23 protein-coding genes and 1 pseudogene are annotated in these 22,184 nt (G+C 45.0%); 21 read left to right on the forward strand and 3 right to left on the reverse strand.

The window, feature by feature from the left end; translation table 11 throughout:
• Nucleotides 1-63 precede the first annotated feature (63 nt).
• The gene (locus BEP19_RS10175; RefSeq protein WP_120189764.1) at nt 64-429 is read left to right on the forward strand and encodes a group I truncated hemoglobin; all 366 of its coding nucleotides are present in this window, start codon (nt 64-66) and stop codon (nt 427-429) included.
• Between the two features lie 52 nt (nt 430-481).
• Here the strand turns inward: BEP19_RS10175 and BEP19_RS10180 are convergent, their stop codons facing one another.
• Nucleotides 482-1,000 (reverse strand): DUF3231 family protein, encoded by a 519-nt coding sequence (locus BEP19_RS10180; RefSeq protein ID WP_120189765.1) that lies wholly within the window; start codon nt 998-1,000, stop codon nt 482-484.
• Nucleotides 1,001-1,194: 194 nt separating this feature from the next.
• On the opposite strand from BEP19_RS10180, the gene BEP19_RS10185 reads away from it, so the two are divergent.
• Nucleotides 1,195-1,542 (forward strand): DUF2512 family protein, encoded by a 348-nt coding sequence (locus tag BEP19_RS10185; protein WP_170145334.1) that lies wholly within the window; start codon nt 1,195-1,197, stop codon nt 1,540-1,542.
• Here the strand turns inward: BEP19_RS10185 and crcB (BEP19_RS10190) are convergent.
• Both crcB (BEP19_RS10190) and crcB (BEP19_RS10195) read right to left on the reverse strand, forming a co-directional pair.
• Nucleotides 1,527-1,895, reverse strand: a complete 369-nt coding sequence (gene crcB / locus BEP19_RS10190) for a fluoride efflux transporter CrcB (RefSeq protein ID WP_120189767.1) — start codon at nt 1,893-1,895, stop codon at nt 1,527-1,529. The genes BEP19_RS10185 and crcB (BEP19_RS10190) overlap by 16 nt on opposite strands.
• Nucleotides 1,892-2,284: a fluoride efflux transporter CrcB gene (crcB, locus tag BEP19_RS10195; RefSeq protein ID WP_245983463.1), complete on the reverse strand. Its 393-nt coding sequence runs from the start codon at nt 2,282-2,284 to the stop codon at nt 1,892-1,894. The genes crcB (BEP19_RS10190) and crcB (BEP19_RS10195) overlap by 4 nt, the downstream gene beginning before the upstream one ends.
• A gap of 279 nt (nt 2,285-2,563) precedes the next feature.
• Between crcB (BEP19_RS10195) and ppc the strand changes: the two genes are divergently transcribed.
• The 19 genes and pseudogenes from ppc (at nt 2,564) to BEP19_RS18160 (ending at nt 22,104) form a co-directional block, all read left to right on the forward strand.
• Nucleotides 2,564-5,329 (forward strand): phosphoenolpyruvate carboxylase, encoded by a 2,766-nt coding sequence (gene ppc / locus BEP19_RS10200; protein ID WP_120189768.1) that lies wholly within the window; start codon nt 2,564-2,566, stop codon nt 5,327-5,329.
• A 484-nt stretch (nt 5,330-5,813) separates the two neighbouring features.
• A complete protein-coding gene (locus BEP19_RS10205; protein WP_120189769.1) occupies nt 5,814-6,959 on the forward strand; it encodes a zinc-ribbon domain-containing protein in 1,146 nt (381 codons plus the stop codon).
• Between the two features lie 13 nt (nt 6,960-6,972).
• Entirely contained in the window at nt 6,973-8,148 is a 1,176-nt protein-coding gene (locus BEP19_RS10210) for a S1C family serine protease (RefSeq protein WP_245983465.1), read from the forward strand.
• A gap of 374 nt (nt 8,149-8,522) precedes the next feature.
• Nucleotides 8,523-9,475, forward strand: a pseudogene (locus BEP19_RS10215) (ABC transporter permease).
• A complete protein-coding gene (locus BEP19_RS10220; RefSeq protein ID WP_120189770.1) occupies nt 9,465-10,412 on the forward strand; it encodes an iron chelate uptake ABC transporter family permease subunit in 948 nt (315 codons plus the stop codon). The pseudogene BEP19_RS10215 and the gene BEP19_RS10220 overlap by 11 nt, the downstream one beginning before the upstream one ends.
• Entirely contained in the window at nt 10,409-11,167 is a 759-nt protein-coding gene (locus BEP19_RS10225) for an iron ABC transporter ATP-binding protein (protein WP_120189771.1), read from the forward strand. Before BEP19_RS10220 ends, BEP19_RS10225 begins: the two co-directional genes overlap by 4 nt.
• Before the next feature lie 70 nt (nt 11,168-11,237).
• Nucleotides 11,238-12,188 carry a siderophore ABC transporter substrate-binding protein gene (locus tag BEP19_RS10230; RefSeq protein WP_120189772.1) on the forward strand — a complete coding sequence of 317 codons (951 nt, stop codon included), beginning with the start codon at nt 11,238-11,240 and terminating at the stop codon, nt 12,186-12,188.
• Between the two features lie 402 nt (nt 12,189-12,590).
• Complete coding sequence (gene cpaB / locus BEP19_RS10235; protein WP_120189773.1) at nt 12,591-13,325, forward strand: Flp pilus assembly protein CpaB; 735 nt, start codon at nt 12,591-12,593, stop codon at nt 13,323-13,325.
• A 29-nt stretch (nt 13,326-13,354) separates the two neighbouring features.
• On the forward strand, nt 13,355-14,500 hold the full coding sequence (locus BEP19_RS10240; RefSeq protein ID WP_120189774.1) for a CpaE/TadZ family protein: 1,146 nt from the start codon (nt 13,355-13,357) through the stop codon (nt 14,498-14,500).
• A gap of 14 nt (nt 14,501-14,514) precedes the next feature.
• Nucleotides 14,515-15,849: a TadA family conjugal transfer-associated ATPase gene (locus tag BEP19_RS10245; protein ID WP_425452748.1), complete on the forward strand. Its 1,335-nt coding sequence runs from the start codon at nt 14,515-14,517 to the stop codon at nt 15,847-15,849.
• Nucleotides 15,846-16,772, forward strand: a complete 927-nt coding sequence (locus BEP19_RS10250) for a type II secretion system F family protein (protein ID WP_120189776.1) — start codon at nt 15,846-15,848, stop codon at nt 16,770-16,772. Before BEP19_RS10245 ends, BEP19_RS10250 begins: the two co-directional genes overlap by 4 nt.
• 4 nt (nt 16,773-16,776) lie before the next feature.
• Entirely contained in the window at nt 16,777-17,712 is a 936-nt protein-coding gene (locus BEP19_RS10255) for a type II secretion system F family protein (RefSeq protein WP_120189777.1), read from the forward strand.
• A 28-nt stretch (nt 17,713-17,740) separates the two neighbouring features.
• Nucleotides 17,741-17,953 carry a hypothetical protein gene (locus BEP19_RS10260; protein WP_245983467.1) on the forward strand — a complete coding sequence of 71 codons (213 nt, stop codon included), beginning with the start codon at nt 17,741-17,743 and terminating at the stop codon, nt 17,951-17,953.
• Between the two features lie 89 nt (nt 17,954-18,042).
• The gene (locus tag BEP19_RS10265) at nt 18,043-19,269 is read left to right on the forward strand and encodes a hypothetical protein (RefSeq protein ID WP_120189778.1); all 1,227 of its coding nucleotides are present in this window, start codon (nt 18,043-18,045) and stop codon (nt 19,267-19,269) included.
• A 26-nt stretch (nt 19,270-19,295) separates the two neighbouring features.
• Nucleotides 19,296-20,123 (forward strand): hypothetical protein, encoded by an 828-nt coding sequence (locus tag BEP19_RS10270; RefSeq protein ID WP_120189779.1) that lies wholly within the window; start codon nt 19,296-19,298, stop codon nt 20,121-20,123.
• A gap of 15 nt (nt 20,124-20,138) precedes the next feature.
• Nucleotides 20,139-20,825: a hypothetical protein gene (locus tag BEP19_RS10275; protein ID WP_147393786.1), complete on the forward strand. Its 687-nt coding sequence runs from the start codon at nt 20,139-20,141 to the stop codon at nt 20,823-20,825.
• A 9-nt stretch (nt 20,826-20,834) separates the two neighbouring features.
• Nucleotides 20,835-21,233, forward strand: a complete 399-nt coding sequence (locus BEP19_RS10280) for a TadE/TadG family type IV pilus assembly protein (protein WP_120189781.1) — start codon at nt 20,835-20,837, stop codon at nt 21,231-21,233.
• Nucleotides 21,233-21,889: a Tad domain-containing protein gene (locus BEP19_RS10285; RefSeq protein ID WP_120189782.1), complete on the forward strand. Its 657-nt coding sequence runs from the start codon at nt 21,233-21,235 to the stop codon at nt 21,887-21,889. The genes BEP19_RS10280 and BEP19_RS10285 overlap by 1 nt, the downstream gene beginning before the upstream one ends.
• 83 nt (nt 21,890-21,972) lie before the next feature.
• Entirely contained in the window at nt 21,973-22,104 is a 132-nt protein-coding gene (locus BEP19_RS18160) for a hypothetical protein (protein WP_281269290.1), read from the forward strand.
• The last annotated feature ends 80 nt before the right edge of the window (nt 22,105-22,184 follow it).

The raw sequence follows: 22,184 nt of genomic DNA on the forward strand, positions 1-22,184 counted from the left end.
GGAATAAAATGTGTATTTGCAACCGATACTAGTCGATGAATAAAACAAGAGGAGTTGTTACGTATGGCAGAGCAGTCGCTTTATGAAAAAGTGGGCGGAGAAGCTGCAGTTGAGAAAGTCGTTGAATATTTCTACAATGAAGGTGTCTTAAAGGACGATACGGTCAATCATTTTTTTAAAGACACAGACATGAAAAAACAAATGGAACACCAAACGAAGTTTATTAGTTTTGCGTTAGGCGGGCCGAATACATATACAGGAAGTTCGATGGCGAAAGCGCATGAGGGGATGAACATCCAACCTGAACATTTCGACGCGATTGTAAAACATCTACATGATGCCCTTGCTCATTTTGGTGTTGGCGAGGCAGAGATTGGTCAAGCTCTATCGAAAGTTGGCTCCCTAAGGGAAGACATTATGTATAAGTAACAAAGGAAGATAAAAAACAAGGGTTGCCGCGTTGGACAACCCTTGTTTTTGTTTAAGCGTGGACAAGTTCAGGAGCTTCTTTGTGAAGCGGAGGAGGGACTAACCATCCTTTTTCCTTATTCATACGCAACAATCTAGCTCCAAATTGAGCTTTCGTCAGATGGAATTGTCCAAACATGATTGCGATGTCTTCACGGATACATTCACCGATGACCGCGCTGCAGGCAACGAGGCCAGTCGCAAAGTCTCGCGTTAAGCTAGCTGAGATTTCCATGTCGGTAAACCGAGCCCCGACGGGAATGCTGTCTCGATCAGCAATCGGCTTTTCAGCGGGGGTTGGCACGAGTTCAACACCATTAGCTTTTAACAAGGCTTCAACTTGCTCGACTTCCCCTTTCATACTTCGGATCGAATCCTCGAGGAATTTTTTTAAATCTTGATCACCTGCATGATTCATCAACGTCTGATAACCGACGAGTAGCCCTTTTGTTGAAGCTAACCAACTCCAAACCCCAAAAACTTCACCATAGTGCATTGGCTCTTGTTGTGGATTTCCGCTTAAAACGCCCATGATCGTCCTCCCTGCTTTCTTAATAGTTGATAGGTCCATACGATGCTGGCTCCTTCAGGGTTAGATTGATGCAAACCCATTAATTAATTTGCCCCATCCGCTGGGATCCACTCAAGCCAATCATTGCCATCAGATAGGTCTCTTATAGAAAATCTGTTCTGTAGAAAGCTATAAAACAAAGGAGGGAACGAAATTTGAAAAGGTGGATCGGTAAGCTTCTTTTATATCTCATTGTCATTGTTCCGTTTTTGTTGTGGCTGACCGATAAAAACTTTTTGACGCTGTTGATTACGGTCGGTATATTTTCTATTTTTAGCTATGTGTTAAGCGATCGGATTATGTGGGAATTGAGCAGCGATTCAGCAGCAACTTGGACGGATGTGTTTCTCGCGTTTATTTATTTTTGGCTCATTCCTGCCCAGTTAGGCTGGCCTTTGCCGATGCTTCATGTGTTAGGCCTTGTTGTCATCGTTGGCCTGATTGAATATGGGTATCACCGAGTTCTTGAAAAAGAGGAACAACCGATTCACAAAAACGAATAAACGAGGGCGCCCCCAAGAGTGGCCGCGAGTAGACCGAGCAAAACGGATGAAATAACATAAACGAGGGCCAGTCGCTTTTGTTGCTGATCGATCAGTCGGACCGTTTCCAAGCCAAACGTCGAAAATGTCGTAAACGCGCCGCAAAAACCGACGCCCCAAAACGACCAAGTCGTTTCCGTCAGCCCATCATGTAGCCGAAGGACGACCAGCCCGCCTAACAAAAGCGAACCTGTAAGGTTGATTACCCATGTGCCAATCGGGAAAGGAGCGTCTGTCCGCTTGTTGATCGATTGTCCAAGTAAAAAGCGGGCAATCGCGCCGAGGATCCCTCCACAACCGACGAGCCAGATCATCGGTTCACCTTTGGCTGTTGGGGGCGATTGCCTTTGCCGCGTTGAAAACCAATGTAGGCTAACCCGATTCCGCCACAAACGCTAAGTAGGATATACAACAAGGCTGCGCCCAGTTGATGATTTTGCAGCAATGATAACGTTTCCGTTGAAAAGGTAGAAAAAGTCGTGAAAGCTCCAAGCAAACCCGTCCCGACAGCCAATTGCAAATGCTCGATCTTGCCCAACCTCATGTTTGTCGCAAACAAGGCCAACGCAAAACAACCTGCCAAATTTACACATAACGTTGCAAGTGGAAATCCTGTTTGCGGAGGAAGCGCCTCGTTTATTCCATAGCGCAGGGTGGCTCCCAAAAATCCGCCCAGGCCAACGGCGATCATTTTTATTATCATACGTGTACTCCTTATCGTTAATCATGTTGATATTGTAACAAAAAGAATCGCTTGAGAAAAAAGGGGAGAAAAGAGGCTGTAATCTCCAGCCTGTCTTGCTATAATAGACGTTAGCTTGATCAAGGGGAAGACGTTTTTTAAAGAAGGAGCTGCGCGCTCCTCTTTTTTGCTTCAATGAAGTGAACGGGCGTCGGCGCGCCGACAAGGGTATGCTGATATGCTATAATAGGTGGAAAAATCTTTAAAACGTGATCAGCAAGACAAACTGGAGGTGGAACCATGCGTAATCAGACAAAAGAAAGAGAAAACGATAGCTTTCATCCATTACACCAAGATGTTAAATTTCTTGGTCGCTTGCTCGGTGACGTGTTGAAGCACCAATGTGGCGAGGAGTTATTTGATAAGGTTGAAAGGATTCGACGTTTAGCAAAATCGCTCAGGGAACATTATGATCCATCGACGTATGAAAAATTGAAAGATGAGATCTTGCAAACGAAACCCCCAAAGAGACAACAAGTGATCAGAGCTTTTTCGATCTTTTTGCAGTTGGTCAATATCGCGGAACAAAATCATCGTATTCGCCGCCGTCGGGAGTATCATCAACAACTCGACGTTGTGCAAAGCGATTCGATCGAAGAGGCTGTGGATTCCTTGTTAGAAGGGCAAGTATCCGCAGAAAGCGTCGAGCAGGCGTTGCAAAATATTTCGCTTGAACTCGTAATGACCGCGCACCCGACGGAAGCGACGAGAAGGACGTTGTTGCAACACCACCACCGTATCGCGGAACTGTTGCAACTGCTAGATCAATCCTCGTTAACGCGACATGAGCGCAGGCAAGTGGAAGATGCGTTGCATAGCCGCATACTCATTTTGTGGCAAACGAACGATATACGAGACCATAAACCGACGGTCATGGATGAAGTATCCAATGGACTTTACTATTTTGATCGAACCCTATTTGAAGTATTACCACGTGTCCATCAAGAATTACAAGAAGTGTTGCAAGAAAAATACAATCAACCGATTCAGGTGCCCAATTTTCTTCGCTTTGGCTCGTGGATTGGCGGGGACCGAGACGGGAACCCTTTTGTCACCGCGGAAATTACGTGGAATACGCTTGAAAGACAACGCGGCTTAACGTTGCGTCAATATAATGCGGCATTGCTGCAATTGATGGAATTGTTGACGTATGCGACAAATCGCGTGGAAGTGAGTGAAGAGCTGTTACAATCCATTCAAGCGGAAAAATCGATTGTGCCCGATGGAAAGAAGTGGCGGGTCGAGAATGAAGTGTATCGCAATAAATTAGTGATTATGTTGGAAAAATTGCATCAAGTCGGCAGAGGGGAACATGGTTATCGACATTGTTCCGAATTTTTGGATGACTTGCTGATGATCCAGCGTAGCATCCGACTGCATCAACCTGCCGGACATGACATGCGGATCTTGACGAAGTTGATTCGCCAAGTTGAGCTATTTGGCTTTCACCTTGCGACATTGGACATTCGGAACCATAGCGCTGAACATGAAGCGGCGATCGAAGAAATTTTTAATCGGGTTGGTTTGGTCGATTCATATAGCAACTTAAACGAAGAAGAAAAGGTCGCGTTATTGCAAAATGTGTTGCAAGACCCTCGACCGTTAATTTCAATTTTTGATACGTACTCACCAGCGACAATGGAAATGATTAGCGTGTTTCGGATGATTCGCCGAGCCCATGAAGAATTTGGTCGCGAATCGATCCAAGTTTACTTAGTAAGTATGACGCAATCGGTTAGTGATTTATTGGAAGTGCTCGTGTTAGCGAAGGAAGTGGGCTTGTTCCGTTTCCAATCTGACGGTACGTTAAACAGTTACCTGCATGTCGCGCCTTTGCTTGAAACAATTGATGATTTGAAAGAAGGACCCAAAATTTTGGAGCGATTGTTTCAAATGGATGTCTATCGCAAGCATTTAGAAGCGAGAGGCAACTTGCAAGAAATTATGCTTGGCTATTCGGACAGCAGCAAGGACGGCGGCAATCTTACGGCAAACTGGATGCTGTATAAAGCGCAATTAGAAATTCATGAAATGGCTAACAAATATGATCTACGCCTCAAGTTTTTCCATGGACGCGGCGGTTCGCTTGGACGCGGCGGCGGTCCGTTAAATCGAAGCATTCTGTCGCAACCGGGTGAGACGCTCGGAGATGGCGTGAAAATTACGGAACAAGGGGAAGTGCTATCTTCGCGCTATTTGTTAGCGGATATCGCTTACCGAAGTTTAGAACAAGCGACGAAGGCTATTTTAACGGCGGCGGCAAAAGTTTCCGAAGAAACGGAAATCAATTATGTGCGCTTGCCGGAATGGGTCGGCGCGATGGATGAAATTTCAGAAATCGCTTTAGATAAATATCAAGAGCTTGTTTTTCGAGATGACCAGTTCTTGACATATTTCAATGAAGCGACCCCGTTGCCAGAGTTAGGCGAACTCAATATTGGCTCCAGACCGATCAGTCGTAAAGGCAGTGAGCATTTCGAAGATTTGCGAGCCATTCCGTGGGTGTTTGCCTGGACGCAAAGTCGCCAGTTACTGCCTGCTTGGTATGCTTCAGGAACGGGTTTACAAACGTTTGCGCAAAAGCCCGGAAATCTGGCATTACTGCGCGACATGTATCAGAGATGGCCGTTCTTTAGCTTGATTATCGATAATTTACAAATGGCGTTAATGAAAGCCGATCTGACAACCGCTCGAGAATACGCGACATTAGTGACAGACAAAGACATGGCGCAACGTATTTTTAAAATGGTCAGCGACGAATATGAAACAACGAAAGCAATGATTTTGCAGATTACGCAACAAGGACAGTTGCTGGATCATGCGACAAACATTCAGGAGTCGATTCATCTGCGCAACCCGTACGTGGACCCGTTAAACTTTTTACAAGTAGACTTGATTTCAAAGTTGCGGGAAGTGAAAGAAAACGGTCAAACAGACGATGAGCTGATGGAAGAAGTTTTACTCACGATCAACGGCATTGCCGCGGGACTGCGTAATACAGGTTGATAAACTGAAAAGGGAGGCTGGGTGGCGATGAGTGGTTAGAGAGTTGTGGAGACCTCTATGCGCGTAAGGGTCGCAACTCCCTTTACAGTGGGCTGCATTCCGCGATCTCAGTGTGTAAGGGTCGCAACTCCCTTTACAGTGGGCTGCATTCCGTGATCTCAGTGTGTAAAGGGTCAGAACTCCCGTTGCAGCTGGCAACTCGCTCGGACCGGCCGTCACTCACGCGCGTAAAGGTCGCAACTCCCTTTACAGTGGGCTGCATTCCGCGATCTCAGTGTGTAAGGGTCAAAACTCCCGTTACAGCTGGCAACTCGCTCGGATCCGCCGTCACTCACGCGCGTAAGGGTCGCAACTCCCGTTACAGTGTTATTGAGCGTAGGAAAACATGATGTTTTCCTACGCTTATTTTTGTGGGCAAAAAGACCCTTGAACTGTGGTAAAATGTACCTATCATATCTTGGCGAAAGAATGGGGGTAGACTGTGATGTTTTGCGATCACTGCGGCCAGCCTGTTTCCAAAGAAGCTCAATTTTGTGGAAAATGCGGGAAAGCGCTGTCTGGTGAAACTAAAAAAGTTGTCGCATCCGAATCGCATCAAAAAAAGTTGTGGTTGTATCCTGCGTTATCGGCTGGAATTGCGGCGATTTTACTCGGTTGCGTTTTTCTGTATCACGTTATCGTGAATCAGCAAGTGGACCAAATGATTGACGTAAGCCAACGATTAGCGTTGGAGGGAAAATTGGCAGAAGCAAAGCAAATAACTGAAGAAGCATTACAGAAGAAAGCGGATCATCCGCTGCTTAGAATGAACCAGAAAATCATTGAAGATGCAATCGCGATTGATCATTTGTTGGAATCAGGAAAAAAGCTTGCGTCAGATCAACGTTATGTAGAGGCAACGCAACAGTTGGACGAAGCGGAACAGCGGTTAGCGGATCGTTCCGGTAAGATATATGAACAGTTACAAGAAAAGGTAGATATAGAACGTGTGGGGATCGTCATCGCCAAAGTAGAAAGTGATATTCCAAATAAACAGAATGTCGCGGAACTCGGTTCGTTACTGACGCAATTAGAACCATACGCAGAACAGGCGACGGAAACAATTCAGTTGATTCAAAAAAAGATGGTCAATATCGCTGTCGAGTCTGCGACCCAAGCTTTACAGAACCATCACTTTGAGTCGGCGAGGACAACGGTGGAAGAAGCGCTCGTTTTTGATGATCAAAATGAAAAGTTATTGAATATAAAACAAACCATTCGCAATGAACAGTTGGCTTTTGAACAGGCGGAACAGCAACGAATTGAACTGGCGATCGAAGCTTCGATTAAGGAAGATATTAAAAACCGCGCAAATGCAGTGGAGTTGCTAGATCTACAATATGGGCTAACAGAATATGATAACTACCTTGTGCATGGCGAGATTCGCAATGTTGCAACCCTTCCAATTTCAGCAATTATTATGTACTACGAGTTTTTGAACGGAGATGGTGATGTTGTCAATAGCGGTAGTTCCTACGTTGATCCCTATTACTTAAATAGGGGGGAAGTTGGTAGTTTCGGAAACACCTATTATACAGATGATTCCATTTCTGAAGTTCGCATTTCTCGAATCGAATGGAACTTGAATTAAGGAGCGAATGAACATGTCAAAGAACAATAATACGATGCTCATTCCAATTACGTTTAGCGTTCTTATTTTAATAGGGGGGCTGGTCGGCGCCTATTTTTTACATGGTTCAATGAGTAAACCTGTTGTTGCCGAGCAGGCGTCGTTGCTTGGCGAAATCCCTCAGTCCGATGACGAACGCGACTTTCCTGCCGATCTTAAGCAAATCATTAACGACAGTCAAAAGAGAGTGGTTTCGCTAGAAGTTGATTTTATGAATGGCGGACAAGGAATCGGGTCTGGGTTCTTATATAACAATCAGGGTGATATTATTACGAATGCCCATGTTGTTGTAGGGGCGGTAAATATTGTTGTAAAAGGGGCCGACACGAGTTTACACCAGGGGAAATTGATTGGAATGAGTGAAGAAAAAGATCTAGCTGTTGTGCGTGTCGAGGGTCTGGCTAAGCAACAGCCTTTATCGATCGCGCGTAAGAAAAAAATTGAAATCGGCGATGCCGTGCTCGCTTTTGGCAGTCCGCATGGGTTGGAAAATACAGTGACAACCGGTATCATTAGTGGATTAAACCGGGATTTGGAGATTGAAAATAGCATCTATCGCGGAGTCTATCAAACTTCAGCGCCGATCGCTCCTGGCAATAGCGGTGGACCGCTTATTTTAGAAAAAACGGGTGAGGTGATTGGCGTGAATTCTGCTGCGGGAAGAGGGGCCGGGAATATTGGATTCAGCATCCCGATCGATCAAGCGTTGGCGCTTGTTGAGAAATGGAGCGCTAGCCCCGACACCCATTTGGCGGCGCAATCATCCACAGCAGCGGGGGACGGCCAACTGGTTTCATATTACACAGAGACCACTTTTTCCGAAGACGCAGGTTATTTGCTTGATTATTTTTATGGGTGTATTTCAGCGAAGGATTACGTGACCGCTTACTCTCTATTGGGGAGTAAATGGCAGTCAGGAACAAGTTACGAAACGTTTCGAAATGGCTATTTGAATACGATGGATGTCACGACACAGAGCATCAATACCCGCGCGGTTAGTGACTCGACTGCCGAAGTAACCGTGATCATTGAAGCGTTAGAACATGTCGATGGAGCTGAGCGACTTACCTATTATAAACTTGACTATAACGTAGGAATCGAAAATGAGAACATCAAAATCTTAAGTGGAAAAGGGAAAAAGATTCAATAAGGATAGAGACGCATTTGGCTTAGTTGTCTAAAGTCCATCTATTTAATCTCGTTTTACAACATTTTTATCAATAGGTGGACTTTTGTCTATTATCCCCAAAACTGCGCTGAACGGAATGGGTTGTGAGCCTAAGCTGGCTAGCAGGTTACGGCTTATCTCAAAGAGCAGAGGGGCGGGGCCCCTCGCGCTATGAAATCGGTACCACACGCATGTCTCATATCAAAAGTCTGATTGCCGCTCCGCGTTTTCCTCTATTACTAACGGAAGCCTTCTTATGTTTTTTTAGGGATTGACACCATGGTTGATATTGATTATCATTAATAACATAATATTGAGAGTGATTATCATTTACATAATAACGTAAAGGAAGTCCGATGAAAAAAAGAACCCTTATATTATTATTTTTTCTGTTATCGATTGTGTCGCTCTTTATTGGGGTGAAAGAGTTATCGCCTTTCGATTTGTTCCGATTGACCGCGGATCAAAAAGAAACGTTGCTCATTAGTCGCTTACCCCGCTTGATTAGTATTATTGTCGCAGGGATTAGCTTGAGTATCAGCGGTTTAATCATGCAACATTTGAGCCGAAATAAATTCGTTTCCCCGACCACGGCGGGGACAGATGATGCGGCCCGATTAGGTATTCTCGTAGCGATGTTGTTATTTGGATCGGCAAGTCCGTTAACAAAAATGGGAATTGCCTTTCTGTTTGCTTTAGGCGGAACGTTTATTTTTATGAAGATTTTGGAGAAGATCCGTTTTAAGGATGCGATCTTTATTCCGCTCGTTGGTCTGATGTACGGCAGTATTGTTAATTCAGTGACTACTTTTTTTGCTTACAAACATGATCTCATTCAAAATATTTCATCTTGGATGCAAGGGAATTTTTCCGTGATTATGAAAGGGCGCTATGAGTTGATCTACCTCAGTTTACCCGTGTTGGCAGTGGCCTATTTGTATGCGCATCGTTTTACGGTGGCGGGGATGGGTGAAGAGTTTTCAAAAAACGTAGGGCTAAATTATAAACGTGTTGTCAATATTGGGTTGACCCTTGTTGCTCTTATTTCGTCGGTTGTATTGCTGACTGTAGGCATGATTCTTTTTTGGGATTAATTATTCCGAATCTCGTAACGTTAAAACAAGGAGATCATTTAAAAAATAGTTTACCCCATACCGCATTGCTAGGGGCAGTGTTCGTGCTTGCGTGTGATATTTTGGGGCGGTTGGTCATTTATCCTTATGAAATACCAATTGGTCTCACCGTTGGGGTGATCGGCAGCGCGATTTTTCTTACATTGTTGTTGAGAGGAAAAGCATATGCATCCTAGAGTAAAGATTAGTATTCTTGTTGTTTTATCCGTCCTTTTCGTCACTTGTTTTCTATTTTTAAATTTAGGTTCCAATTGGGGGTATGCGCTCCCGCGTAGGGGGATGAAGATTCTCGCAATTGTCATTACTGGCGCGGCGATCGGTTTTTCTACGACCATTTTTCAGACGATTACGAACAATCGTATTTTAACGCCAAGTATTCTTGGTCTCGACTCGCTATACATGCTGATCCAGACTGTCATTATTTTCGCGCTTGGCTCGATGCATATGGCTGTCGCCAACAAGCAATTCAATTTTTTGTTGTCTGTCGGGTTGATGGTTGCTTTTACAGGTTTGTTGTTCAGGTTGTTGTTTAAAGGAGACGGAAGAAACCTGTATTTACTCCTTTTAATTGGCATCGTGTTCGGCACATTCTTTCAAAGCATCTCCACATTTTTACAAGTGTTGATCGATCCAAATGAATTTCTAATCGCGCAAGATCGGATGTTCGCTAGCTTTAATAACGTAAATACAGATATTTTGTATTTGGGTATCGGCGGGATCGTCTGTTGTGGAGTTTATTTCGTCCGTTTCTATAAATTTTTAGACGTGTTGGCGCTCGGTCGTGATCAGGCGATCAATTTGGGCGTCAAGTATGATCAGGTCATCCGGCAATTATTGATTATCGTTTCGATTTTAACTGCGATTTCAACAGCGTTAGTGGGTCCGATTATGTTTTTAGGTTTGTTGGTCGTCAATGTCTCGCATGAATTTCTTAAAACGCATCTTCATAAATACCTTATTTGGGGTTCGGTCTGGATTGCGATCCTAGCCTTAGTCGGGGGTCAGTTGATCGTCGAGCGGGTATTTACATTTTCAACGCCATTGAGCGTCATCATTAATTTTATCGGTGGCATCTATTTCATCTATCTTTTATTAAAGGAGCGACAGTCATGATTGAAGCGCGTAACGTTTCTAAATTTTATGGGAATAAGGCGGTAGTTGAGGATGTGTCTGTAAAAATTGAAAAGGGGAAAATCACTTCGTTTATCGGGCCAAATGGGGCAGGAAAAAGCACGTTGCTTGGCATGATGAGTCGATTGTTTGCTCAGGATCAAGGGGAAATTATTATTGAGAATAAGAATCTATCTCACTGGAATCCGAATGAGTTGGCAAAGAAAATTTCTATTTTAAAACAGTCCAATCATACGAATATTCGTTTGACAATCAGAGATCTTGTCAGTTTTGGACGCTTTCCATACTCACAAGGCAGGCTGACGCCGTTGGATTGGCAGCAGGTAGATGAAGCGATTGAGTATTTGGAATTAACCGATATTCAACATAAATTTCTCGATCAGTTGAGCGGGGGACAGCGACAGCGGGCGTATATTGCGATGGTACTGGCCCAAGACACCGACTATATTTTGTTGGATGAGCCGTTGAACAACCTTGATATGAAACATTCCGCGCAAATTATGAAAGTTTTAAGAAGCTTGGTTGATGAATTAGGCAAGACGATCATTATTGTGATTCACGATATCAATTTTGCTTCCTGTTATTCCGACTCAATTGTCGCTTTAAAAGACGGCAAGGTAGTTAGCCAAGGACCGAAAGATGATATTATTCATTCCGCGGTTTTGCAAGATGTGTATGAAATGGACATCCAAGTCCAGGAGATTGATTGTAATCGTGTGTGTCTATATTTTGCTTAAGTTAGACCGATAGGACTCGAATCCTAAGGATTAACTACATAAATACAACTTTAATATGAGGTGAAAAAGGATGAGAAGAAGGTTAGGGATGTTATTGATGTTGGTAGTTGTTGCTGTTTTTGCGGCGGCTTGCGGTGGCGCTTCAGGAGGGAAGGAAGAAACTTCAGCGGAGCCCGATCAGGAAACCGTGGTAGTGAAACACCGATTAGGAGAAACAGAAGTCGTTAAAAACCCGCAAAAGGTCGTTGTTTTTGATTTCGGCGCGTTGGATTCGTTAGACCGCTTAGGGGTGGAGGTCGCGGCTGTTCCGCAAGCGACGGTCCCAGCTTATTTAAAAAAGTATGAAGATAGCAAGTATGTGAACGCGGGAAGTTTAAAAGAACCAGACTTTGAAGCAATTAGTGAGCTGGATCCAGATCTGATTATTATTTCGGGTAGACAACAGGATTTATATGAAGAGTTAAGTAAGATTGGCGCTACTATTTTCTTGGGAGTGGACACGAACAGGTACATGGAATCCTATACTGAAAATGCGAATATATTAGCTCAAATTTTTGATAAACAAGCGGAAGTCGATACGGCGTTAACAGAAGTAGAGGAAGCGATTAAAGAATTGCATGATCAAGTTGCGGACAGTGACAAAACGGCGTTAATCATTTTAGCTAACGAAGGGAATGTTAGCGCCTATGGACCTGCTTCACGTTTTGGGATTATTCACGATGTGTTTGGTTTTACGCCTGTTGATTCCAAAATTGAGGTTTCCACACACGGTCAAAGTATTTCGTTCGAGTATATCGCTGAAAAGAATCCCGATTATTTATTTGTGATCGATCGGGGAGCTGTTGTAGCGGGTGGAACACCTGGAGCTAAACAATTGGTAGAGAATGAACTTGTCAAGAAAACAAAAGCCTATGAAAATGGCAAAATTGTTTATCTTGACGCTGACTACTGGTACTTATCTGGCGGTGGCTTAATTTCCGTAGCGGAAATGGTCAAGGAAGTCGGGGTTGCTTTGGACTAAAGATCTTGACAGCCAGCAAGCGCGGGAAGTTTTCCTGCGCTTGCTTTTTTACGTTGTGTCGGAGTATTTCCTTCTGTTCTCGGTTACGGGCCGGATTCGATCACCATGTTTCATATTACGCGCGGTCCCTTCCATTAGGATCTTTTCTCGCTTCCCAACATTGGAACTACCACAAAAACCCAAGCAAAGCTTCTCAATCTCTTTTACAGTTTAAGCACATTAAAACTACAAAAATAGACTAAATGCGCCAGACATCCCCTTAAAAACGGTGGGTTAAACGATCTATGTCTGAAGAATAGGCAACTTTTGTCCGATTGCCATCAAATCTACACACATGATAACTTTTTAAATAACTAGAGAAATGTGGTAAAAAATCCACCATGATAGAAAGGTTGCAAACAGATGCTAGAGTCAAAACGAAGAGCGCTCATTTTTATCGGTTTGTCGATTTTGTTGGCGGCATTGGCTGGATTGATGTTTTTGCAAAAGGTCAAGGCGCTTAACGAACAACTTGGAGAAACGACGACGGTTTACATAGCAAAGGGGAGTATTCCTTCCCGCGGTTTAATTCAACCCGATAAAGTAACGACGATGGAGATGCCGAATAAATTCGTTACCAAGTCGTTCATCACCGATCCGAAAGAGTTGGCGAATAAAGTGTCGATGGTTCCGTTGGCGGACGGCGATGTGATTACTAAAAACATGTTGAAACCGGTGGCAACAGTTAGCGACTTAAATAACCGACTCGTGTCTTTGTTTACATCGGACAAGGTCAGCTTTGATCAGGAGCTAGAGGCGCTTGATCGGGTCGATGTTGTCGTGTCTCATACGTTTCCTGGACATCCGACATCTGAAATTTTTATGAGAGATATTTCGGTGGCGATGGTTGCTAAAAGTGAGGGCGAGTTTAAAGGAGTCGCTTTGGAAGTGGCGTTGAATGACGCTCCAAGATTAATTCATATGCAAAATTATGCGGACCATATTCGAATTTTGAAATCGAACGTTGGCAATCAGGAGAGTAAAACTGCGCCTGAAGCAGAAACGCCTGCAGCCCCACCGACGCAAGTGGAAGGGGAGCCCGCTGCGCCAACACCGCCAGCTGATCCGCCCGCGCCAAATCCCGCGCCAGAAGGCTAGCGAAATCTAGGAGAAAGGACAGAGAGTTAATGGCTACGATGAAAACAATCGCGTTATTGGCAGCAGATACGGAGTTGGCTCAATCGTTAGAGCAGCTATTAGAAGGACTTCCGGAAGAAACTCGCTTTCAGCATGCGCAAGAAGATCTACGAGAAATTCAACGAAACCAACCCGATATTCTTATATTAGGAAGCGCTCACCATGAAACAGCGATCGAGACCGTCCAACAGTTTTTGACGCTCAATCCTTCGACCGTCATTTTCTATGTTTCTGAACGGAGCGATTTTTATGGGATGCGCGAAATGATGCGTGTCGGGGCAGCAGATTATTTTGTGCTCCCAGACGAATACCCGTTGCTAGAATCAGCCCTAGAGAAAACCGTTCGCCTATTGAATCAACAAGAACAAGCGGCGGTGCCGAGCTTTAAGAAAGGGAGAGGTAAGGTGCTCGCTTTCTATAGTGGGAAAGGGGGGAGCGGCACAACGTTACTCGCTGCCTCGTTCGCTCAAACACTTCGTTTGGAATCAACGGCAAGAGTGTTGCTGATCGATTTAAATATGCAATATGGCGGCGCCGAGTATTACCTTGGTCTAGAGAGTGTCCGTTCTTTAGCGGATCTGCAACCCGTCATCGAAGAAGTGAATGAAGGGCATTTGCGCAATGTGGCTCAGACGGAGAAATATTCGGGTTTAGAAGTATTGTTAAGTCCGCGTGACGCGGAGATGGCGGAACAATTGAATGATGAGTTTGTCGCCAAGTTACTGCGAGCCAGTCGCCTGAGTTACGATTATATTATTTTGGATTTGCCATCCAACATGAACGCGATTAACCTCGCCGCCCTGGAGGAAGCGGATCGGATTTATTATGTGATGAACTTGGATACACCTTCTTTACGCACGTATAAATCTGTGGAAAGCTTGTTCCTTCGCTTAAATCTTCATTTGGAAGATCGGTTGGAAATCTTGATCAACAAGAAGAGTCGGGAAAACGAAATTACGATTCAAGACATCAAAAGTTTGGTCGAGCAACCGATCAGTGTGGAATTAATAAGGGATGAACGGAATGTGCAAAAGGCGGTGAATATGGGCGAACCGCTTAGAAAAGAGGTGAATGAAAAGAAACTTGTCCCGCTAGCGCGCGAGATTCGTAAATGGGTCGCTGCGGTGATCGAATAAGGAGGGGGAAAAACGTGTCACTTTTCAATCGTCGCGTGTTGTATGAACCGAAACAGGAGACGGAGCCAGTAACCCACAATCCTTATCTGGAGGAATTGGCTCTTCACTATAAAACAAGGCTATTGAATGAATCCAATCTCGATTCGTTGACGAGCTTGTCACGCGGTGAGATGCGACTAGCGATTGAACGGGCGATCAGTCAGTTCATGCTCGAAGAAAAAGTTGTCATTTCCCGTATGGATAAAGAAAAGTTGTTATCCCGCCTGATCGATGAGTCGATCGGATTCGGTCCATTGGAGCCGCTGCTTGGCGATGAAGAGATTACAGAAATTTTGATCAATGGTCACAACGAAATTTATATTGAAAAGAATGGTCAATTGCAGTTAACCGACATTCACTTTCGGGATGAGGCCCATGTGCGTCACATTATTGATCGAATTGTTGCCCCATTAGGGCGAAGAATTGACGAAAGTTCGCCGATGGTGGACGCCCGCTTATTTGACGGCAGTCGGGTAAACGCGGTCATTCCTCCCGTTAGTTTGAACGGAACGCTCGTCTCGATCCGTAAATTTCGCAAGGATCCTTTTAAGATGGAAGACTTGGTTGAATTTGATTCGATGGCGCCAGCGATGTCCCAATTTTTACAAGCGGTCGTCGCTTCAAAGCTGAATGTGTTGATTTCGGGAGGAACGGGCAGCGGGAAAACAACATTGCTCAATGCGGTCTCAGAAGCGATTCCCGATTTTGAACGAGTGATTACAATTGAGGACTCCGCCGAGTTAAGGTTAGATCGTCCCAATGTGATCGGGATGGAAGCGCGTCCGCCGAACGTGGAAGGCAGCGGGGAAATAACAATTCGGCAACTTGTCCGCAACGCCTTGCGGATGCGGCCCGATCGGATCATCGTCGGCGAGGTGCGCGGCGCGGAAGCATTCGATATGTTGCAGGCGATGAACACAGGTCACGAAGGTTCATTAACAACCGTTCACGCTAACTCGCCCCGTGATGCATTAAGCAGGGTTGAGGGCATGGTGATTATGGCGGGGATGGATTTGCCTTCTCATGTGATCCGCGAGTATATCGTTGGGGCGCTCGATTTTATCGTGCAGAGCGAGCGGTTAACGGACGGGAAGCGGCGGATTGTGTCGATTGCGGAAGTTTTGGTCGATGAAGCGCAGCAAGTCCAGATCAATGAAATTTTTCACTTTAAAAGAACTGGGATGGATGCAGACGGGAATGTGATAGGTTCCTTCGAGCCGACAGGCATCATTCCGGCCTGCATTGAACGACTCGCCATTTTTGGACATGGAATCGATGAAGCGTTCTTCCGAGAAGGGAGTACCGCATGATCATCGCCATCTTTTACGGCTTAGCGATTTTGTGCGCAATTTGGGGCGTGTATAGTTTGCTCGGCTATCGTTCTCAGAAACGAGAGTGGAGGCGAGCGATGGGCCAATATTACGAGCTGAACAATCAGCGGAAAAGTTTTTTGGTTGTGTTGGGGGATCGATTTGATCAAACTCCGTATGCGGAAAAAATGCGCGGGAAGTTACACCAGGCCAATCTGCCATTAACACCGTCTGAGTTTTATGGCATGTTGCTCGTGGGCGGAATGGGGATCGCCGTGGTGTCCACCTCAATGTTTCAGCTCGCTTTTCCGCTTAACGTCATGATTGCGGGCGGATTGATAGCCATTATTTATTTCGCGTTGTTCGCCATTCGAAAAAATAAGTACCAAGAACGTTTTGATGACCAATTGTCTGAAGTTTGTCGGTTGCTTGGAAACGCGGCGCGCGCGGGAATGACGATCAATCAAGGAATTGAATTAGCGGCTCGTGAGATGGTTTATCCCGCTGGGGATGAACTGAAACGATTGGCTCACGAATTGCGTTTAGGCGTCGATTTTGAGCGAGCCTTAATCAATACGCAAAACCGGATTCCATCCCGTGACTTTAAATTGTTTATTGCCACCTTGCTTATTCAAAAACGGTCTGGCGGTAATCTGCACGCGATTTTGGATGAAATGTCTCAAACACTAGAAGAGCGAAAAATTTTAAATCAAACGATAAAAACGATGACGGCTGAACAACGGTATATTTCGTATATTTTACCTGCATTGCCGATCTTTCTGATTCTAGTGATGAATACGATTGTCGAAGGCTTTTTGAAACCGATCGCGACGGCGCCAGGCATGATCTTAATGGGACTGTTCCTTGCGGGATCGGTATTGACGTTTTTTCTGATCCGAAAGGTAACCAATATAAGGGTGTAATAAGATGGATGGATTGCTAATTGTTAGTACATTATTGTTTTGGCTGTTTAGCGCCCTTGCTTTGAAAGCGTGGTATGATTATCGCCGCCAAAAACAAGCGTTAACAGGGCATTTGATAGATTTAGAAGAATTTAAGATCGATACGCTTCAAAAAGAAGAAACGCGTCTTTCCCAACTTTTCAAACGGTTGTTTAAATATGCGGATGATTTTTCTGCATTGGGGCAGCGCATTAACTTCTTTAGCGAGAAGCACGAAGTTGAAGACTGGCTCAGGAAAGCGGGCTATCCGTATGATCTGACGGTAGAAAGATTTCAAGGCATAAAGATTTTTGCGACGGTCGTTGGCTTCGGATGTGGACTTGTTGCCATTGTGTTAGGATTGCCGCTCGCTCATTTCGGTGTCATCTTTCTACCTTTAATCGGTTACTTTGGCGTGATTTTAACGCTTAAAGGAAAAGCGAAAGCAAGGCAAGATGAGCTTCGCTATGATTTACCTGATTTTCTAGATATTGTCAGCGTCAGTTTAAAGGCGGGAGTTAGCCTGGATGCGACGTTGAGGGAGGTGGTGAAATATTTCGATGGTCCGTTGCGTGAAGAGTTTATGCGGTTCAATCATGAAATTGAGCTAGGGGTTCCCAGAGAAGAGGCCTATCGAGAGTTATTGAAAAGAAATGATAACGAAGAGTTTCAGACGTTAATCAAGTCGTTAATTCAAGGCATGCAACTTGGTGTGCCAATCGCGACAACTTTTAAAATTCAGGCGGATGATATGCGGACGCTGCGCAGGGAACTCGTCAAAGAGAAAGCAGCTAAAGCATCCCCGAAGATTACGCTAATTACAACTTTTGTTGTCGCGCCGACCGCGATCATGATGATTGCGGGCCTCATGATTATCAACATGTTTTTCGGGGAAAACAGTTTGATGGATATTTTTAAATAAACTTAACTTTTGTGGAGGGATACAAAAAATGAGAGTAGCAATGAGAGATTCAATGATTAAATTATACGTGAAAACAACGGGCTATATAAGAAACCAGCGTGGGTCGCAAGCGTTAGAATGGATTGGTATCGCGGCAGTCATTGTGATTTTAACAGGTGTCATTTCGACAGCATTTAAAAACCAGGGACTGGGTAATGATTTTAAAAAGAAATTCTCAGAATTCCTAGATAACATTGGGTAATAGGACCTTACTCTGCGCGCAGCGGCGTTTCATCTACGGTTCGCCGTTGCGTTTTTTATTGCTAGAGATAGAAGGAGGAGCTAGATAGTGTGTTTAAAACGTACAAAAAGTACATAGCAGCGCTTGCGGCCACGTTGCTCTTGGCCCTTCAACTTGTTCCTTCGATCGCCCTTGCCCAAAACGCTTGGTCAGGCAAAACATGGGAAGGTGAGACATGGGAAGGCGAGACGTGGAACGGGGTCGATTGGGAAGGTAGTCCCCACCAGCTAGACAGTTGGAACGGCGAAAACTGGAACGCTGAAAATTGGAATGGCGAAAACTGGAATGGACAAAATTGGAATGGTCAAGGGAACAACACGATGTCAGGATTCCAAGGAAACTCCTTTCAAGGCAACTCTTTTCAAGGGGGGGTATTCCAAGGCGGTTCGTTCCAAGGTGGTTCTTTTCAGGGTGGAGCGTTCCAAGGAAATGGCTTTCAGCATAACGGCTGGAGCATGGATGGATTTAGTGGTCAAAATTTTAATGGCGTAGGCAATGGGCCTTTCCTTGCCCACACAGGTTCTTCATTCGAAGGGAACGGGCCCGGTTCACTTGTCGCTGGGATCAGTGGCGCTCCAAAGGCAACAGCAAGCCAAGCAGAGCGCGAAACATGGAGTAATTCCGATATTGCTGAATTAGTCATTAACGACATCGGCGCGGGCACGATTGACTTGGTCGCTGGGCTAGCGGCATCTGAGGATGGAACAGGGCTTGGATCGTATTCACTATCTCGCGCGGGTCTGCTCGTCTCTGGATTCAGGGTATTTACGACCGGACATGAAGGAGCGCAGGCGATTGCCGATGTAGGTGATATTGGTGTTGGAAGCGCTGGCACTGTTGCCGCAATTAAAGAATTTAACGATTTTAGGCAACTCGCTCAAGGAGCGGCAGGATCGCAAGCTGCCTCGCTAAGCCAAGCAGGCAATGTCACGCGCGCTGCCACTTCCACGGTTTCTACTTTATCGAAAGTGAATGCCGTCACAGGAGCTGTCGGCCTCTATTTCTCGACAAAAAATTTCATAAGCGATATGAAAAATGTGAAAAACTCAACTGGAGAGGCTAAAACCGACGCGAAGATTGATGCTGTTGGCAGCGCGGCGGGGATGGCAATGAGCAGCGGCGCCATGCTGATGGCTGTTCCAATTCCAGCCGTTCAAGCGGTCGGCGCGGGATTGGTCGTAGCAGGCGGGATTGTTTCAGTTGGAGCGGCGGCCGTGAAATTCTTTAGAAGGAAGCCCGTTAAAAAGTTTTTGGGCGGACTATTTGGCAAAGGATAGATTTGTTTTAAAAGGGGGAATGTCCCATGCCGCGTAAATTAGAACAAACAGCAGAAAGACGTAAAAAACTACTGGAAAAAATAGAGTATTTTGCATATCAACTTGAATTGAATGGCGCTCGTTATCATCATGTTCTCTACTTGCGCTTTAACAAGCCGTCCGGCATTTTGATCGTTGACCAAGATGGCCAAGCGGTGTCAAGGGAGTTAGCTAGACAAGTAGTCGCTCCAATTAACTACTACAATAATATCGCAAAAGGGGCCGGAACCGATTTGGTCCGCGAAAAAGACCGAGATGTGAAACCGATGGTCGATTTGCATCGAATCTTAACGCAACAGGAGGATGTCTTTATAGACACTCCTGTTGCCCAAGACTGTCAACGGGTTGTTCAGATGCTCGATTTGATATTGGATGGACAGCAAACATTGCGCCAGATTTTTGAAGATTTGAAAGCAATCGATATCGAAGCGCGCGATAAGCGGGGCTACATTACGATGCGGGATGTCGATCAATTTGTAGCCTTGAATGAACAGTATCAGTCCATTTTGTATCGCCAAGGAAAAGCGCAAAAAGAAACGTACGCGTCGATGGATGCGCTTGCGCGATTCATCAAGGAGCGAAAATCTTTGGTTCGCGAACATAAGCGGGCAATCGATGTGCTGGTCTCTTTTCAACATGCAAGCGTCAAAAAGACGCTTGATGAATCCTTACAAAGCTTTGAGCAAGATAAGCAAGGCAAGCGGCATCAATTTGCCGATGGGGAAGCGGGTGTGGCGCAAATGCTCGCATTATATAAGGAAAAAACGCAATATGAAACAGAACATGAACTATTTAAATTGCTAAGAAACGGATAGAAAAAGAGGTGAGTGATGATGACGACATTGCGAGCGGCCTTCCATTTTTATTCTCGCCATATTGAATATTTAATGATCCTCTCCTTTTCAATTTTACTGCCGCTCCTGTTTATTCAAGTGGGGGTTTCTAATTACGTCTATCGCGTTTATCAAGGAACTCCCTTTACTTTTTTCGGTGATATCAGTAACAGTTTTTTCATGTTTTTTATTCTCGTGCTGGCCCAAATTCCATTCATTCGCTACGTTTGGGGAGATTTGGAGGGCGAGGAAAGAAAATTGCGTTCCGCTTACTTAACATTTTTTGAACGCGGCTTGTCGATCTACGGGTTTGGAATCTTGTATGTGATTGCGACGATGCTTGGCAGTGTTTTATTCATCGCGCCTGGCCTGATTGTGCTGGTTTTCTTCTTTTTAACCCCGTACGTGTCGGTCATTAAGGATAAACCAGCGAGCAAAAGTTGGCGTGAAGCGGTTCGGTGGGGGAAACAAAAGTTTTTTCCGCTGCTCGGCATCGTACTTTTAATTAGCGTTGTGGATTGGCTGCTTGGTTTCGTGACGATGGTCGGGATTTCCATGGTGACGAAAAATTATGGGGCGATCCTTGGTTCACAGTTGCTAGTGAGTTTGTTGTGTTTCCCATTTTTAGTGATTTACATGACGTTACATTTTCAAAAATGGCTTGAGGACTCAGCGGGATTATAGGGGTAGGAAATGTTAAAATTGAAGCAACGATTGAAAGATGAAAAAGGGTCGGCGACACTTGAGTTTTTAGGGATGGTGCCTTACGTTTTTTTGATGATGTTGGTTCTATGGCAATTTCTCGTTTGCGCCTTTGCGGCGATCACCGTGCAATCCGCGGCGAATGAAGCGGCCAAAGTGTTTTCGACGACGAGCAGTGAACTTAAGGCTAAAGAGGCCAGCGGGAAAATTGTTAATAATTTAAAAAATGTGGCGTGGCAATATCATACGATCGCCCCGAATAGTGATGGGCGGCATTTTGAAGCGAAGGTCCAGATTCAGTTGAAGCTCGCATTTTTACCAAGTGAATTATTGGGGATGACGATTCCAACGGTGCCGATCAATTATGCAGTCGTGGGCAGGAAGATTTAATGATGAAGCGGCTCCGACAAGAAAAAGGCAGTGTGATGTTGTTCACTTTAGCGTTGCTGGGCGTCATGACATTGCTATTTGCCGTCATGCTGAACTTGGTAAAAATGTATACAGAAAAACAACATGCTTCCAATGCGGCTGAGCAAGCGAGTCTTGCAGTCACTGCTGAAATATATCGGATTGTAAAAGAGGGAATCGACGAGGCGGATAGTTTAGGCTTGCTTTGCAGCGCAGATTTGCTGCCATGGCCAAAGTCGATGAATGAACAGATCCAGGAGAAAAAGAATCAGATCGCTGGGATCAGTTCAAATGCGGAATGGAGCGAACAGGAATTGTATCGAGCCGCGGTGAATGAAGTATTGCCGAGCAAGCTGCAAGATCCCAACTATATTTGCCTGAAAGAAATCATAGAGCGGAAACTCTGGGATGAGAGGTCTCAGGTTAAATATGCCGCAGAAAAATTAATCGAAGCCGCGGGCGCGAAGTGGACAGAGACGGAAATTGCGTTGGATAAATACAGAGTCGAAGTGAAAACAGCGCGTGAGTATCGCGCGTTTAAATACGATGGTTGGGTGCCCGAGAACAAGAGAAACATTTATCAAGTCGGGAAAGGCCCACACATGGAATTTTTCAAATACGTGACGTGGCCATTGTAGGAATGGATAGGCGGGAGAATGATTTCTCCTGCTTTTTTCGTGTTAAAAATTATGATAAAGTAGCAGGGAAAGGGTGGTGGAAAATGATGAATTATAGTCAACTTTATGAGGTGTTTCCCCATGTATTAGCCGGCGCATTGCTGATTGTCCCGCTTATTCTCATCGGCTTTATTGGTTGGCGCGTGTTGATGATGATCAAGCGAAGGTCTAGCTAGTAAATTGAGGGACAGGGGATTTAAAGAAAATCTTGAGATCAACCGTGACTGACGACTAAAAAGATTCATTTTCATTGCTT

Origin of the sequence: Ammoniphilus oxalaticus (assembly GCF_003609605.1) — a bacterium.
In the GTDB taxonomy this organism is placed as follows: domain Bacteria; phylum Bacillota; class Bacilli; order Aneurinibacillales; family RAOX-1; genus Ammoniphilus; species Ammoniphilus oxalaticus.